We start from the raw sequence: 16,438 nt of genomic DNA on the forward strand, positions 1-16,438 counted from the left end.
ACCTAAAAAAAAGGACATAAATAATTCACTATAATTCTATATTTTTGCAAAATTTAGATACTCTCCTTACATTTGCCCTCTTGTATAAAATAATTGTTCGGCTTTTAACTCTACTCATCTAATAGTAAAATCTACTTCAACTAGCTCAGTTTGTATTTTTAGCCATGCAGAAAATAACTCCAGAATAATGGTAGAGCGTAGTTTATTATCCAGTTCTAGTTGAATAATTTCCTCCACGAAAACTAGGTGTACTCCCTTAGAAGTAAAAATTGGTTTAAGAAGCTGTGGCGGTTTAGCAGCAAAAATAGCAGCAGAAATTTCCGGCTTCAAATCTTTGCGGTTTATTACTCCTTGATATCCACATTTTCTGCGTAATTCGGTATCCTTAGTATATTTGTGGACAACATCATAGAAACTCATTTCACCTTCTTTAATCGCATAGAAAAGTTCTAGTGCTAAATCCTCATCATCTAGAATAACTTCATACATGACGACACCAACATAATCTAGTTGGTTTTCATAAAAATAGGGTTCAACCTTATCGGCAAATAGATGTTCTACTAACTTTCCAGAAATCAGGGTGATGTAAGCGATTTCCTCAAAATCATCTATAGATAAACCATGTTTTTCTAACCATTCCCAGGTATGAGCAGCACTATTAAGCTTATTAGTTAACCGTATTTGGTCTGCTGCTTTCTGAAGTTCCTCAACTTCTACTTTTATCCCAGCTTTTTCAGCCGCCGCTATAATCACCTTACGGCGAATAATTTGCTCAACTATCTCAGGAATTTGACAAGATAACTTAACTTGATGAAGTATATCTTCGTTGGTAATGGTAATAGGTTGTGACATGATATTTATCCTAAATTTGGTTAACAAAATAAAATATGAGATCGTGACTTATTAGCTGGATGTAGAGACATTACATACAACATCTCTACATTCTCAATTCCCATGTCCTTTAGATGTAGGGAAGGAGATTAAGTTTTCTACAATTTCACCCCACCTTGTTGCAACTGCTTAAATGGATCGAGCAGAAAATCTATAATCCGACGCTGACGCACAATTACCTCAGCTGTTGCCGTATCCCCAGGATGCAAGGCAATACACTTATTGGCCGAGGGAATACAATTTTGGTTTAGTGCAACTTCCAAGTCATAAGCTGCTATCTTTCCATTAGGTGTTTCTACCTCTATGGTAGTAGGAGAAATCTCTAATAATTTTCCTTCCACCACCCCATAATCTTGAAACGGATAAGCATCAAACTTTAACTTGACTGGCAATCCTCTTCGCAAAAAACCACTCTCTGTTGTCGCTATTTGTGCCCGAATTATTAGCGGCGAACCTTGGGGCGAAATCTCTGCAATCATTGTTCCAGGCTGTACGACAGATCCAGCCCGTTGTATGGGTAACTGAAACACTCTACCATTTACGGTAGCTCTTAACTCTCGTTGCCCTAACTGAAACTTTAACGAGACAATCTGACTCTTACTTTGAGCAATTTCTGACTTAAGCGTAGTAATTTCTGTCTCTAAACTCTTCTGTTGTTCGTCAATTTTTAGCAGAGATAGCTTGCTGGAGCGAGTCAAAGTCTGATAACTTCTTTCCTGTTCTTTCAATCGCAACTGTGCTTGTTCAATATCTGCATTTGCTTGCCTAATAGTCCGCTCATAGCTACTCTGCTGTTCTACCAAACGTAGTTTAGCCTGCTGAATATCTGACCTATTTTGTTCGTATAACTGTTGTTTGTCTTTAGCTATATCTTGCTTATCCACAACATTAATTTCTGGAACAACCCCTGACTGCCAAAGACTGCGATAGCGTTCAACTTCCCGCTCCGTACTCGCTAAACTACTGCCTACTAATTTATTAGCTGTTTGACTATGCTCAAGAGTTTGTCGTGCCTGATTTACTTGAGCTAATTTTTCGTCTTTTTGTAAGTCATAAGAATTCCTCAGAGCATTCATATTCTGTCTAGCTTGATCAATTTGAGACTGTTTCTCTAACTCTTGAGATTGATTTTGTTGCTGTTGTGTTGTCAACGATACAACTAACTGACTTTTAGATGAATTTAACTGAGAAAGTCGATTTAATTGCCCCTCCAATTTATCTTGTGCCTGCCGCAATTCTACCTTAGCTAATTCTGATTCCAATACCAATAAAGTCTGCCCAACTTTCACCGAATCACCCTCTTTGACCCGAATTTCGGCAACAGTGCCAGCCACCGCAGCATCTAGCCTAACTGTCTTTCCCTTCGGCTCAAGTCGCCCTCTTGCCGAACCAGTTTCATCCACCTTTGATAGCATTGCCCAAGGTAAAATAATCGATACAAATACTATCAAAAAATACAGCAATCCCCTTGTCCAAACCTGGGGTAAGCTATCAAGTAAATCCTTGGTTGCGTTAGCCCAATCATCAGTTGATCTGGCGGGTGTTTGCTCCCTGAAAAATTCCTTGTGCTGTTCTACCTCATGGATTTGGGTTTGAACCTTTCCATTCAATGTGTTTGGCATGATTTTTCCTGATATCAATTTGGGATTTTAGGAGTGGGGAGACAAGAAAAACTTCCTCTTTGTCCTCTGGTTTCACCCCGCAACATCCAATTGCTGATGATTGAGGTAAAAATAATGTCCCCGCTTGGCCATCAACTCTTGATGAGTCCCCCTCTCAATCAACACGCCTCTATCTAGCACCAAAATCAAATCTGCATTCCGCACAGTTGAAAGGCGATGAGCGATTATTAAGGTGGTTCTGCCCTTCAGAATTGTGTTTAAATTTGTCTGAATAATCCTTTCTGACTCTGCATCCAGATGGGAAGTCGCCTCATCCAAAATTAACAGCTTGGGATTGCCTAACAACGCCTTAGCGATCGCAATTCTTTGTCGCTGTCCTCCAGACAACATCCCTCCTCCTTCACCAATTTGGGTTTCATAACCCATAGGTAACTTTTTAATAAACTCATCAGCACCCGCCAATCGTGCCGCCTCAATAATTTCTACCAAAGTTGCCCCAGGATGTGCCAAGCTAATATTTTCCCGAATCGTTCCGCCAAATAAAAAGGTATCTTGATCAACTACCCCAACTTGTTCGCGTAGAGAACGCAAGGAAAGACTGGTAATATCGTGACCATCAATCAATACTTTGCCATCTGTGGGGGGATATAACCCCAAAACCAGTTTAGAAATCGTGGTTTTCCCCGAACCACTCCGTCCCACTAGGGCAACCATTTGACCGCTGTGTATTTCAAAACTAAGATTTTCTAAAACATTGATATCGCTTTCAGGGTGATAGCGAAAGGTCACTTTATCAAAGCGAATGTTACCTTGAATAGGTGGTAAAGATTGCCGTGCCTGGTGCTGCAAATCCTCTTCTGGTTCCGTATCCAACACATCATTAATGCGTTCCACCGCAATCACCACTTCTTGCAATTGATTCCACAAAATTGTTAATCGTTGGAAGGGTGTAATAATATTTCCTAACAACATATTAAATGCTACCAATTGCCCAATGGTTAGCTGGTTGTGAATCACTTGGTACGCTCCAAACCACAGCAAGATGGTAGTTACCACTGCTTCAATTGTGTTGCTGAATATTTGCAGGCGATTGCTAATAACTTGCCCGGAAAAGTTAGTTTTTATTTCCTTACTTAATAACTCTTCCCAATGCCAACGCACTGTCTGTTCTACTGCTGTAGATTTAACTGTTCGCACACCAGAAAGGGCTTCAATCAGATAGCTACTTTCATTAGCAATAGCATTAAAGATTTCCCTGGAAATCTTTTGTAAAAAAGGTGTGGCAATCAATGCCAGCAGGAAATAAGGCGGTACAATCACCAATACTAGCAACGCCATTTTCCAACTGTACCAAAACATCAATCCTAAATAGATAAAGACAGTGACTAAATCCAACAAGATGGACAACGCCTCGCCAGAGAGAAAGCGTTGAATTTTACGGTTTTCCTGTACGCGAGAGATAATATCCCCTACATAACGAGACTCAAAGTAACTTAAGGGTAGCCGCAGGGTATGGCGAATAAATCCCACAATCAGGGCTAAATCCACCTTATTCGCTGTGTGATCTAACAGATATTGCCGCAACCCCGTCATCGCTACACGGAATAAACTGAAAATTAGTAATCCTAACCCTACTGCCGTTAAGGTTAGTTCAGAACGCTGCACTACCACTCGGTCTAATATTAACTGGGTAAATAGGGGAGTAACGAGTCCGAAAATCTGGATAAATAAGGAAGCGACAAATACTTCCAACATTACTAAAGAGTGGGGCTTCATCAACTCAAAGAATTGCCAAAAGGGGGTTGTAGCCTCCTTGGCATCCTTTAACCAGGCTGTGGGTTGCAGCAGCAGTGTATAGCCTGTCCAGTTAGCTTTAAATTCTTGGTGGCTGAGGGTGCGTTGACCAATGCTAGGATCTGCCACAATCACCTGTTTAGGAGTGATTTCATAGACAACGATATAGTGCTTACCCTCCCAGTGAGCGATCGCAGGTAATTTTTGCTTTGCCAATTGATCGAGACTCGCTTTCACCGGTCGCGTGGCAAACCCAATACTTTCCGCCGCCGCCGATAACCCCCGCAGTGACGAGCCATTGCGGTCAACATTGGCGATATCCCGCAGGCGATTTACACTAAAGTTTTTCCCCCAATAGCGAGACACCATCACTAAACAAGCTGCACCGCAATCCGATCCACTCTGTTGGGCAAAAAACGGATAACGCCGAATCACACGTTGTAATAAATGCCCAACTCGCTGCGTGGAGTTGGGAAAATAGGCTTTGTTAATCTTTTTCTCGCGCGGCTCTACTGCTGGCGTTGACAAAATCTTCGTTTCATAAGGCAGTTTTGAATCAGATGAGAGGTTCTCTGAATCTACTTGTTGGGGATTACGAGATAGTGCTTTAGCCCATAAATGCTCGCGAATTTGTGGGTATTTAGCCATCAGTGGCCACAACACTTCTTCAGGAATGAAGCATAATTGCAAGTTTACTGAAGCCCTCGCAGCATAAGGTCTAAAGTCACCCTCCTTAAACAAGGTAAATTCCCCAAATGAGTCTCCTACCTCCAAAGTAGCGATTAATTCATCGGCGCTATCCAGCAACCTGACTTTGCCTGCGATCGCAATATATATACCAGCTTTAGCATCAGTTCCTTGCCAGAATTTACCGACTTTTGGGTTGATAAATTTAACTTGTTGAAGACAGTGTTGAAATTCCTCTGTCGAAAGAGAATAGCCCAGAGTATTGTTGAACTGTTGCAGAGAAACTAACCGAGCAGATATATCTTGCGCCATAAACGTCTAAATCTTTTCCTAATTTTGCAAAGTTAATAGGTAAAAATTCGGAATTATCAGGAATAGCTGCCGATTTTAGGTCACTAATCAAGATTTTGGAACTTGTAGTCTGCTCATTACTGCTTTGTTCAGCATTGCTGGGTTTTGGTAGTGTGGATAATCCCATCTGTTTGAGCAGTCGCTTGAGATGGCGATCGCTTACCTCAATCCCAAATTCCTTTGCTAGATGTTTTGCAAGCCAGTTTGCTGTCCAGCGTCGAAAAGCATACCCATAATCGCGAGGACTGTTGTTAACTAATTGCTTCAAACGCTCTAAATACTCATCATTCACAGCCTTGGGGCGACCAATGGGGCAATCTTGCCATTGGTGCGCCATCCCAGCCCTGGCTATGTGTGTCCAATGTCTTACTGTTGCTGCACAACATCCCAATATTTGACAGATATCTGTTTGAGTTTTCCCTTCATCTGCCAACAACATAATTTCAATTCGTTGGCGGTAAGATTCAGGTAAATTATTGTGCAAACTTTGTAGTAGCAGTTTCCGCTGAAACGGTGTTAAACACTTACCACCAGATGCACTTAAGTACTGGGTTTCAGGTTTCGCTTGGCAGTTGGACATATACGTAGAATTTGCTAGTTTTATAGATCCACAAATGCCCCGTGCTTGATGCATTAATTTATCAAGCATTTCCACATGAGTGTTTACACGTGCAGATTATTACACTAATAGCGCACATTATTTTATGTATTTTTTATTATGGATATACCAAGCTACAAACCATCTTTTTAAATTCCGAAGATTAAGCGCTGTATAAGTTTTGATGAAATATTGGCTAAATATGTTAATTAAGTACTATTACTATATTTTTGATTTTTAAGTATTAAAAAATAAATGATTGTAAGTAAGTTTTATCAAGTAGCGCTATTAAAAATTTCCCTGAAAGTTTTTACAGGGAGGCAAAAAATTCTCTATGCAGGGATCTGAACACTCAAAAATAATTCTCTGAGTGACAGTTGATTACATACCTTTAAATGTATAAAGTATCACTTTAATCACCATTTGCCTAAATATTGAGATTTTAACCAAAAGGAGGTGACGATAAATGTTATGATTATTAACCCAAATTGGCGATTGACTACAATTTACTCCCCGTGTGTATCTACGCACTTTGTGGCGATCGCTGCCTCTTTAATTAAATCCAAGAGTTAAACCACATTCTGAGCTTATAACCCTCAGGGGAGAGGGGTAAACCCAAATAAATAGGCATCCAGAAAATAAAAGCAGCCAGAATAATAAAAGTAATGGTGACACCTAGCACTCGGAGTTGTTGATAATAGCTGCGAAGACACTGATCTACAAACCAAGCGATCGCGAAAAATACAAACACCACTGCACACATATAGTGGTAGATAAAAGCGCACCTCGTCACCCTCACCCAAGGTAATAAGTTAGCAGCATAATTGATAACTAGATACAAGGCAATCCAAGTATCAACACTAAGAGTTGCAGGCACAGAAAAACGCTTTTCCTTCACCCAAGGAATTACAATTTGTGACACTAGCATTCCTATTAAAAACAACATGGCAGCAACACCAAACCACCACAAAAATGGATTGCCCATTGCATGGACATCATAAATAACTTGTCCAGCACCAGCAGGCAAAGGTGGCCCCATTACAGGTAATGGTTCGCTGATACTTTCAGCCGTTTGATAATAATATGCCATTGGTCGAGTCATCAAAGGCCATTTATACCAAGCAGCACAGTAAGGATGCACATCTGAACTATTACCACCTAAATGCAAATGAAATTTCAAAATTTGCTCATGTACTGCAATAAATCCATAAGTTTTATCTAGTTGAAGGTGGGGAATCCAGATGATGCTGTATATAAAAGCTGGAATTATTCCTAGATAAAATAACATCTGGAAAATATTTAGCTGAGTCAACTTTTGTAGTGGTGGCTCAGATGATAGAGATGGTGAAAATGGTGGAGAGTAAGTACTAACTCCTGAATTCTGGCTCCTGAATTCTGACTCCTGAATTCTGGCTCCTGAATTCTGACTCCTGAATTCTGACTCCTGAATTCTGACTCCTGCCTCCTCCAATGAGGGGGATGTAAACAAGAGTTTGGGGTTAAAAAAAGAATGCATCAAATGAATTACCCAAGCTGCTATCCAAATGAGATAAGCACCTGACAGGAACCATAAACCATTCCATTTAGTACCAACTGATGCACCAAAAGCAATGCCAGCAAAAGCTAGCCAAAAAGAACGCCGCCGATTTTGGTTATCTAATGCCAATAATAAAAACCAGTGACCTAATAAACCAAAGATGACGATATAAATATTACTTAAAGCATAGCGAGATTCAACTAGAAAGATGCCATCACAAGCTGTGAACAATCCTGCAATTATTGCAAATGTACGGCGATAACTTAATTGATAAGCGATCGCACCAACAACTACAGGAATAAATGAGCCTGTGAGGGCATTTAACCACCGATAAGTCCAAGGCGATCGCAATGAACCTGTCAGCCCATTAACGGTATCGTGCCAAAAAGGAATGTGACTACCAATCCAAATGCCGATACCAATAATATATTGACTCAGTGGCGGATGAGCATTAAAAAATGGTGTCCGCGTGAGATAATCATTACCGAATTTAGCAAAGTAAACTTCATCAAATACCAGAGTGTTAAATCGCTCCAGTCCCCAAAACCGTAAAGCAAGTGAGAGAAGAAATACACTCACCATCCCAATTCGGAACCATTTTTTAGTCATTAGTCATTAGTCATTTGTCATTTGTCATTGGGCATTGGGCATTGGTTATTCCCCCTCTATTTTTACAGGTGTATTTAGTTTGAACAGGAGTAGTTTAATACCGTAATACTTGTTTGTCTGTCCCACTGGTTTCATACCCAATCGTTCGGTTACACGGATTGAAGCATGATTTTCTGGCTTCACTACAGCATAAATCACTGGCAAGTTCAAAACACTAAATCCGTAGTTGAGCATAGCTTGTCCTGCTTCTGTTGCATAGCCTTTACCCCAAGAAGCTCGCCTCAAGTGCCAGCCTACCTCATAATCTTGAGTGGGTAAACCATCTTTGTCGGGCAATTGTTTAAGAAGGATAGTTCCCACAATTGTTGTAGTTTCCTTTTCGACAATTGCCCAAGAACCAGTACCATTGTTGCGTTGGTGCATTCGCTCGATACCTTCAATCAAGCGCTGACGTTGTGACTCAATGCTTGTGACGTGAGAAGATTTACCGAGAAAGTGTGTAACTTCAGGATCGCTGTAAATTGCAAATGCTTGTTCGGCATCGCGTTCGGGTATCCAACTGCGAATAATCAAGCGTTCGGTTTCCAAAAGATTTGTCATCTGGCTTATTAGGGCATTTTTGACGTTCTCGTGTTAGCGGTCTCTAACTGACATACATTACTCAAATTACGAATTATTAGTACCCTCGACTTTGGCCACTTCTAGCATTGTCTTTAAAACTGAATCTGGATTCAGACTAATTGAGTCAATTCCTTGTTCAACCAAAAACTGGGCAAATTCTGGATAGTCGCTGGGTGCTTGTCCACAAATACCGATTTTGCGGTTATGTTTTTTCGCAGCTTTTATAGCCATTCTCACCATTTCCTTGACTGCTGGACTGCGTTCATCAAACAATCTCGCTACCAACGCCGAATCTCTGTCTATCCCCAATGTCAGCTGAGTTAAATCATTAGAACCAATCGAGAAGCCATCAAATACGTCAGCAAATTCCTCAGCCAGAATAACATTACTGGGCAACTCACACATCACATAAACTTGCAAGCCGTTAACATCTTGCTTTAAACCATTTTTTGCCATCTCTGCCAAAACCAAACGCCCCTCATCGGGAGTGCGACAAAAGGGGATCATCGGAATAACATTTGTCAAACCCATTTCTTCCCGCACCCGTTTGATAGCATGACACTCTAGGGCAAAAGCTTCTCTGTAGCCTTCATCGTAGTAACGCGCTGCACCTCGCCAACCCAGCATGGGATTTTCTTCATTGGGTTCAAACTGTCGTCCACCTAACAAGTTGGCATATTCATTACTTTTGAAATCGGATGTTCTGACAATCACAGGTTTGGGATAAAATGCTGCCGCAATTCTACCTATACCTTGGGCTAATTTATCGACAAAATATTGAGTTTTATCGTCATAAAGTGAGGTAATGTTAGCAATTTTAGCTTTCACAAATTCATCTTTTAACAATTCATAATGAATCAACGCCATTGGATGAATTTGAATTTGGTTAGCGATGATAAATTCTGTCCGCGCTAAACCTACGCCATCATTAGGAATTGCCGATAAACTTAATGCTTCTTGGGGATTACCCACATTCATTAAAATTTGAGTGCGGGTGCGGGGTAAGTTCTCTAAAGGGACTTCTTCAACTTCAAAAGGTAATAAGCCTGCATAAACTTTTCCTTCTTCCCCTTCAGCGCAAGAAATTGTTACCTCTTGACCAGGTTTTAAGATTTCTGTAGCATTACCGCATCCCACGATCGCAGGTACACCCAATTCTCGCGCAATAATTGCGGCGTGGCAAGTTCGTCCACCAGAATTGGTGACAATTGCACTGGCGCGTTTCATAATTGGTTCCCAATCGGGGTCAGTTCTCTCTGTCACCAAAACTTCCCCAACTTGGAACTGGTCGAGTTTCTGAACATCTAAAATTAGGCGTGCTTTTCCTTGACTAATCGCTTCCCCAATTGCACTTCCCGTAACAAGAGGGATTGGGGATTGGGAAGTTTTTTCCCCATTCCCTATTCCCCATTCCTTATTTCCTAATAACAACCGATAACTCCGCAGCACGTTTCCTGTCTTCTGTGACTGGACGGTTTCGGGACGCGCTTGCACAATAAAAAGTTGATTAGTAATTCCATCTTTTGCCCACTCGATATCCATTGGGGTGGAAATGCCGTGGACTTGGGAATAATGATCTTCAATTAAACACGCCCAATTTGCTAGCTGTAAAATCTCTTCATCACTTAGGGCAAATTTACCTCTTTCGCTGACCGAAACTGAAACATTTTTCGTAAATTTTGAGCCGTCATCATAAATCATTTTCAGTTCTTTACTGCCCAATTTTTTATCGATAATTGGACGAAAACCAGCTTTTAAAGTTGGTTTAAAAACATAATATTCATCGGGATTTACAGACCCCTGGACAACATTTTCACCTAAACCATAGGCGGCTGTAATTAGTGCTGCATCTTTAAATCCGGTTTCTGTATCAATGGAGAACATTACCCCAGAGGTTGCTAAGTCAGAACGCACCATTTTTTGTACGCCAACGGCAAGGGCAATGCTAAAGTGGTCAAATCCCTTGGCGTGACGATAAGAAATAGCGCGATCGGTAAATATGGAAGCAAAGCATTTATGACAAGCTGCTAAAACCCCTTCAGCACCGACAACGTTGAGGTAGGTTTCCTGCTGTCCGGCAAAACTAGCGTCGGGGAGGTCTTCAGCGGTGGCACTGGAACGGACTGCCACATCTGTCTCTGTGTGGTATTGTTCACAGAGGCGATGGTATGCTGTGGCGATCGCCTCTCGCAATTCTACCGGAAATGGGGTGTGGATTAATAGCGATCGCGCTTTTTTTCCCCGTTCTCGCAAATTTTTGACATCCTCAACATCTAAATCTGCAAAGAGTTTGCGTAGCTTTGCTTCTAACCCTGCTGATTGAATGAAGTAACGATAAGCGTAAGCAGTAGTGGCGAATCCAGTAGGAACGTTAATGCCTTTGGGGGTTAGCTGTTGAATCATTTCCCCCAGTGAGGCATTTTTACCACCAACTAGAGGGATGTCAGCAATGCCAACTTCATCAAACCACAAGATAAGCGATCGCTCTTGGGCAGATAGAGATAAAGTACTTGTAGATACTGTAGCCATAAATATTACCTTTTAAGTTTATACTCAACTTGTAAGTGCATAACTCGTACTATATTTTTCCCATATTCAATTTTAGATTTTTGATTCTGTCGCGTGGTTTGATATTTAGCAATGAAATACAAGGCTATAAGCAATAAAAATTAACAATTATTCAGTTTAATAACTTTATCAAAATACTGGATGTAACACACGATGGCGCAACTAGAGCGACTCTTGAAAATGGCAGAAGATGAGCTAACTGAATACAGTACTGATGCCCGAAAAATGGAAAAACTACGTCGTAAAATAGGTTTAACAGTGTCGGTAATAGAACAGCAACAAGTCAAAGAGGCATTACTCGCTACTATGAAATCTAATGTAATTACCCAAGTTGTGGAAGAACAAAGACAAGTAGTAGCTTTACCATTTTGGGGAATTGCTGGATTGGGTTTGTTATTAGGAATTTCTTTAAATCAACCCATCTGCTTATTAGCGTCTATAGTTGGGACTGTATTAGCTTACAGAATTCAGAAATGGGGTTGGAAATTGCAGGCAAACCGTTTATTATTACAAACTTTGGAAGATATTGAAACGCGTATTGCCCAACCCATTAAGTAATAAACTCGATGCACTTTACAGATAAACTATCCAGGTATATCTGTATTTTAATATACCTAGAATTTACTAGCTACTTGATTTCCACCTCGTAATTATTTAACAATTCCTTTGGGATCACCATAGCAAAAAAAATTAGATATTGGATTGATAGCAAGCGCCACAGAGATTAGGACGCTTAATTTTCAGTAACACTGAGTAAATCGTTACAAATAAACTGAACTTTGTAAGTAATCAAAAATACTTGATGCAGAATTATCAGCCCCTTTCCACAGAGGCAGGAAAAAAGATAATTAATATAGTTATGTTTATTTATACCCACCTATCTAAATATTCCTAAAGATAGATGTATATTTTCTTACCAATTAAGCAATACTCTAAGAACGGGTAAGTAACTGTTGAATAACTGTTTGAAAACATGAAACAATGAGGAGATAGCTCAGACGGTAAAGAAAAAAAGCAGATAGATAATTAGCGACATGAAGCAATCTAAAAGCACGAGAAAGCGGGGACTTGTCCTGACGATCGCTGGGTTGAAGCGTTTACAAGCGGCGATTCTAACTATGGAAAAGGTACAAAACAACGGACATCGCTTCACTCTAGAAGATTTAGGTGATCGCATGAATGTTTCTACCAAAACTCTAAACCGATTATGGTCGTTGAATACAGGCGTGGATCAAAAAACCCTGAAATTGTGTTTCAGTGCCTTTAACCTAGAGTTACACAGGGAAGACTATGCGATCGTCAGAGAACCAAATCATACCGAAAGCTATCAAGCTTTTTCACGGAGTTTGGATACATTAAATACAAAAGAAAACGAGATATCCCAGTTTTTATCCTTAGGCACTTTTGCTACTCAGCACTATGACCAACTAGAAAATCTTTGGTCATACCCAGATGGCCCCGTAGCTCTAGATTCCCCGTTCTATGTTGAACGTCCCCCCATTGAGGAACTAGTTTATCGAGAAGTAATTCAACCTGGCTGTGTAATTCGGATTAGAGCGCCAAGAGAGATGGGAAAAAGTTCTCTTGTGCTAAGGTTGTTAGCCTTTGCCCAGATGCAAGGTTATCGCTCGGTAAAGGTCAATTGCAACCAAATAGATTCCAGCTGTCTGACAAACTTAAACAAGCTTTTGCGTTCTCTGTGCTGGCAAATTGCCACAGAATTGGGCATTGATCCGAAGCTAGATGACAAATGGGATGAGGAAATAGGCTGTAAGTTGAGTTGCAGTTTATATTTGCAATCTTATTTGCTCAAGCAGAGTCACAGTCCAGTGGTTCTAGTATTAAATGAGGTTGATCGCTTTTTTGAATATCCTGAAATTGCTCAGGAGTTCTTTGGTTTGTTGCGTTCTTGGTATGAAGAAGCACGACAAGATAACAACTTGCAGAAACTAAGGCTAGTGGTGGTTTATTCCACAGAAGTATATGTTTCTTTGGATATCAACCGCTCTCCATTTAATATTGGACTACCGATACATCTACCAGAATTTACTAAGCAGCAAGTAAAATATTTAGCCCAACGGCACGGGCTAGATTGGAACTCTAATAAGGAAGTTACTCAACTGATGTCTCTAGTTGGGGGACATCCTGCACTGATTCGGATTGCTCTGTATTATCTATGCTGTCAAGGAATCACCTTAGAAGAACTGATACAAGATGCGATCGCTAATGGCGGTATCTATCGTTATCATTTATGGCGACACTGGGCAATCTTACAAGAAAATCCCAGTTTGGTAAAGGCATATATTGAGGTTGTGAACACAAAGCAAAATATTTCCCTGAACCCCATTGACGCTCATAAGCTCGAAAGCTTAGGGTTGATTGCTTATGAAGGCGATCGCATCCTACCGCGTTGCGAACTCTACCGTGCTTACTTTAAAAAACAACTAGGCGTTGCTGAGTTTGAATATAAATCATTACAAAAACGTGCTTGAGAAACTATCAGATACTCTTTCTCTCGCACCTCCCGCACCCCTTATCTACGGGACGCTAAAAGTAGTAAGCTACGCACCATCGTACATAATTGAAAGAGAAGTCTGAGCGGAGGAAACCACCACTCAAACTTCTCTTGAACATGAGTTCTTAATTTTAAAAGTATTCAGCAAGCCCTAATTAATTTTCTATATCACCCAATCGTACAGAATTCATACTGTTAGCGGTAGCGGGGCGTTTAGCCCATTCTGAATTCTTCTTATAAACAATTAGCTAACTGACCAATAAAGCTGATAATCCTCAATATAAAATGTTCCATTATTACAAGACATTTTAAACAAGAAGTAATAATCTCCTGGCTCCCAAATACTAAATTCTTGCTCTTGTTCTTGAACATTAGCTATCGAACCACTGTTAGGGATGCTCATGCTGGCAATTTGTATTCCGTTATGCGCTCTCATCAGAAAAACTTCCAGCATACAAAAACACTGTAAATCAGCTAAATAACGAATTTTAAAACGAATTTTTCCACCATTCCGTAAGGTCTTTTGAATAGAAAAATTTTCAGTTTGAATAGGATTGCCAGACAGATTAATGTCTTTACCTTGTGTTAATATATAGTTTTGCCTTTGATTAAGCGAACTCATAGTTTTTTATCCTATAAAAGAATAGAATTGATTGAAATAATTGCATTTTTGAAAAAGATTTGTTACCGTCACGTTTGTATTTTCTCGCCATCAGTAAGAAAATGCAATGACAGATAGGACAGTTAAGAAGACAGTTAATGTCATCTCGCTATCTTGCGGGATAGAGTTTCCCGTCGCTTGCAATAAATTATCCTATCTTGTGGGGTAGACATCTTGTCCGCCCTTGGCTACAGGCGCTCGTATGGCCCACCCCATAAGCAGTAATTGAGTATTTTTTTATTTGGAAGTCCCTAAGAACGTCTACGCAATCTATAAAAACAAAGATTGAACAGTCAGATCCTTGAGGGTGATGGTGAAGTTACGCTGCTCTGCTGTTGCAATGAATGAGATAATTGCTTCACAAACTACAGCAACGGTTAATATCACCAGGTTTCGTGCTAAGGGATAATCACAGACATCATCATTCACCTCAGAAGGAACGCGATAAACGTCATTCCAAATCACTTCGGCATAATCAGCCGATAGTCCAGTATGAAGACAAGGAATGCCTTTTTGATCGGCATAATCTTTCACTGCTTGACGTGCCAAGCTGTTGTCAAAGACATCAATAATTAGCTGGCTGTTTTGGAGTAGTTGAGTTGTATTTGCTGATGTCAACTCCTTTGTTTTGGCATCAACTTTAGTACCAATTGCTCGATATAAATTGTTCGCCAATATTTTTGCCTTAAATGCTCCCACATCAGAACGGTAGTAAGGCTGAGTTGAAAGATTCCGCTCCTCAATGCGATCGCGATCGATCACTGTCAGTTTATCAAAACCAGACCGAGCTAAGTTTTCAGCAATGTTAGCTCCTAATGCTCCAGCCCCACAAATTGTTATCGGATAATTTTTCAGCTTTGCCATCACAGCATTGCTGCGGTAAAGCTGTTCGTGAAAAAAGATACTCATAACATTTTGGATTTTAGATTTTGGATTTTGGATTGCGACAGAAGTCAGTGTTGAGTTTTTAGACGTTCAATTTATTGGTAAGCTGTTGGACATTTAACTTGCATATTACCTAGCATTAAAACTCTTGTGTAGTGGGCATCTTGCCCGCCCTAGTTATGCAAATTAAAAGTACATTAGCTTATCACCACTCTTGTTGTTCCATCACACCTACTAAGGATTGCAAGTCAAAATCGCGATCGCGTCCACTCAGACAAATGCCAGAACTGACAACAGTCAAATCAGTTTTAGCGATCGCACTACTATGGCGAACACCATCAGCCGTTGTCCAATCGACTGTCCAGTAATCGCCGCGATCGTGGAACTGAGTTAAGCTACCACCGCCGATCTGCAATGCCTTTCTCAATCGCTTTTCATCCTGTTGGGGTTGACTAAAACCCTCAATGCGCCGACTTGCTAATTCATACACTGTGCGGATTTCTGGAGTGATGCCCTTAAACTGTAATTCCTCAGTAGGAGTCAGTTGCTTGAGGGCAGATTGCAGAGTTTCAGAAATTGCCGGATCGGTACGGCGATCAACTTCCTCAAACCAGCATGACTGTCCATTCCACCGGGCAATAATTTGCTCAAAGGTAACACCCTCGGTTACTAGATGCACTGCGATCGGCTTAACTACCTTTAACCGTTGACGCATATCTGCTTCATTCACAGGGTATGCTAACCAAGTTTGTCCCCGCAGTTGATGTGCTAACCGCAGTCGTATTTGGGGAAAGTGTTGCAAGTATTCTGCAATCTGGGGTAAATCTGCTTCTTCTACAACCGTTGCTGTCTTCTGATCCACAGCCTGAAATATTCCCCAACCCTCAAATTTACTAGGCTTGGGCGTAAAGGTGCAGATCATCCCGGCTACCAGTGTGCGAACCCGTCCACCTTTGACACAGGGCGCAAGGAATTGAGTGGTATATAACTGTGCTTCTGCGATCGCAATTTGGTTGATTAGCTTAAATATGTTAGTCATAACTAATACCAATTTTAAAAAATAAGGCTGCCAATGCAACCCTAAAAACCGTGATGAAAT

Annotated in this window: 12 protein-coding genes; 2 read left to right on the plus strand and 10 right to left on the minus strand. The window is 40.6% G+C overall.

What is annotated here, in order from left to right; translation table 11 throughout:
* Positions 1–114: 114 nt before the first annotated feature.
* The 7 genes from FD723_RS20455 to ppsA all read right to left on the minus strand — a co-directional run bounded on the left by FD723_RS20455 (position 115) and on the right by ppsA (position 11,239).
* Positions 115–852, minus strand: a complete 738-nt coding sequence (locus FD723_RS20455; protein ID WP_179066983.1) for a peptidylprolyl isomerase — start codon at positions 850–852, stop codon at positions 115–117.
* A gap of 137 nt (positions 853–989) precedes the next feature.
* On the minus strand, positions 990–2,513 hold the full coding sequence (locus tag FD723_RS20460) for an HlyD family efflux transporter periplasmic adaptor subunit (protein ID WP_179066984.1): 1,524 nt from the start codon (positions 2,511–2,513) through the stop codon (positions 990–992).
* A 72-nt stretch (positions 2,514–2,585) separates the two neighbouring features.
* Positions 2,586–5,306, minus strand: a complete 2,721-nt coding sequence (locus FD723_RS20465) for a peptidase domain-containing ABC transporter (RefSeq protein ID WP_179066985.1) — start codon at positions 5,304–5,306, stop codon at positions 2,586–2,588.
* Complete coding sequence (locus FD723_RS20470) at positions 5,200–5,925, minus strand: helix-turn-helix domain-containing protein (protein ID WP_179066986.1); 726 nt, start codon at positions 5,923–5,925, stop codon at positions 5,200–5,202. The genes FD723_RS20465 and FD723_RS20470 overlap by 107 nt, the downstream gene beginning before the upstream one ends.
* 574 nt (positions 5,926–6,499) lie before the next feature.
* Positions 6,500–8,089 carry a dolichyl-phosphate-mannose--protein mannosyltransferase gene (locus FD723_RS20475; protein ID WP_179066987.1) on the minus strand — a complete coding sequence of 530 codons (1,590 nt, stop codon included), beginning with the start codon at positions 8,087–8,089 and terminating at the stop codon, positions 6,500–6,502.
* A gap of 45 nt (positions 8,090–8,134) precedes the next feature.
* Positions 8,135–8,689: a GNAT family N-acetyltransferase gene (locus FD723_RS20480; protein ID WP_179066988.1), complete on the minus strand. Its 555-nt coding sequence runs from the start codon at positions 8,687–8,689 to the stop codon at positions 8,135–8,137.
* 66 nt (positions 8,690–8,755) lie between these two features.
* A complete protein-coding gene (gene ppsA / locus FD723_RS20485) occupies positions 8,756–11,239 on the minus strand; it encodes a phosphoenolpyruvate synthase (RefSeq protein WP_179066989.1) in 2,484 nt (827 codons plus the stop codon).
* 192 nt (positions 11,240–11,431) lie between these two features.
* Between ppsA and FD723_RS20490 the strand changes: the two genes are divergently transcribed.
* Positions 11,432–11,836, plus strand: a complete 405-nt coding sequence (locus tag FD723_RS20490; protein ID WP_179066990.1) for a hypothetical protein — start codon at positions 11,432–11,434, stop codon at positions 11,834–11,836.
* Positions 11,837–12,312: 476 nt separating this feature from the next.
* A complete protein-coding gene (locus tag FD723_RS20495; RefSeq protein ID WP_179066991.1) occupies positions 12,313–13,770 on the plus strand; it encodes an AAA-like domain-containing protein in 1,458 nt (485 codons plus the stop codon).
* A gap of 267 nt (positions 13,771–14,037) precedes the next feature.
* On the opposite strand, the gene FD723_RS20500 is transcribed toward FD723_RS20495, so the two are convergent.
* The 3 genes from FD723_RS20500 to FD723_RS20510 all read right to left on the minus strand — a co-directional run bounded on the left by FD723_RS20500 (position 14,038) and on the right by FD723_RS20510 (position 16,378).
* On the minus strand, positions 14,038–14,415 hold the full coding sequence (locus tag FD723_RS20500; RefSeq protein ID WP_179066992.1) for a hypothetical protein: 378 nt from the start codon (positions 14,413–14,415) through the stop codon (positions 14,038–14,040).
* 309 nt (positions 14,416–14,724) lie between these two features.
* Positions 14,725–15,363, minus strand: a complete 639-nt coding sequence (locus FD723_RS20505; protein WP_179066993.1) for a ThiF family adenylyltransferase — start codon at positions 15,361–15,363, stop codon at positions 14,725–14,727.
* Between the two features lie 181 nt (positions 15,364–15,544).
* Entirely contained in the window at positions 15,545–16,378 is an 834-nt protein-coding gene (locus FD723_RS20510) for a hypothetical protein (RefSeq protein WP_179066994.1), read from the minus strand.
* Between the last annotated feature and the right edge of the window lie 60 nt (positions 16,379–16,438).

This window comes from Nostoc sp. C052 (genome assembly GCF_013393905.1).
Lineage (GTDB): Bacteria > Cyanobacteriota > Cyanobacteriia > Cyanobacteriales > Nostocaceae > Nostoc.

Coding starts and splice junctions, on each gene's coding strand:
- FD723_RS20495 (WP_179066991.1), top strand. CDS start 12,313: ATGAAGCAATCTAAAAGCACGAGAAAGCGGGGACTTGTCCTGACGATC.
- FD723_RS20465 (WP_179066985.1), bottom strand. CDS start 5,306: ATGGCGCAAGATATATCTGCTCGGTTAGTTTCTCTGCAACAGTTCAAC.
- FD723_RS20470 (WP_179066986.1), bottom strand. CDS start 5,925: ATGTCCAACTGCCAAGCGAAACCTGAAACCCAGTACTTAAGTGCATCT.
- FD723_RS20460 (WP_179066984.1), bottom strand. CDS start 2,513: ATGCCAAACACATTGAATGGAAAGGTTCAAACCCAAATCCATGAGGTA.
- FD723_RS20475 (WP_179066987.1), bottom strand. CDS start 8,089: ATGACTAAAAAATGGTTCCGAATTGGGATGGTGAGTGTATTTCTTCTC.
- FD723_RS20510 (WP_179066994.1), bottom strand. CDS start 16,378: ATGACTAACATATTTAAGCTAATCAACCAAATTGCGATCGCAGAAGCA.
- FD723_RS20490 (WP_179066990.1), top strand. CDS start 11,432: ATGGCGCAACTAGAGCGACTCTTGAAAATGGCAGAAGATGAGCTAACT.
- ppsA (WP_179066989.1), bottom strand. CDS start 11,239: ATGGCTACAGTATCTACAAGTACTTTATCTCTATCTGCCCAAGAGCGA.
- FD723_RS20500 (WP_179066992.1), bottom strand. CDS start 14,415: ATGAGTTCGCTTAATCAAAGGCAAAACTATATATTAACACAAGGTAAA.
- FD723_RS20455 (WP_179066983.1), bottom strand. CDS start 852: ATGTCACAACCTATTACCATTACCAACGAAGATATACTTCATCAAGTT.
- FD723_RS20480 (WP_179066988.1), bottom strand. CDS start 8,689: ATGACAAATCTTTTGGAAACCGAACGCTTGATTATTCGCAGTTGGATA.
- FD723_RS20505 (WP_179066993.1), bottom strand. CDS start 15,363: ATGAGTATCTTTTTTCACGAACAGCTTTACCGCAGCAATGCTGTGATG.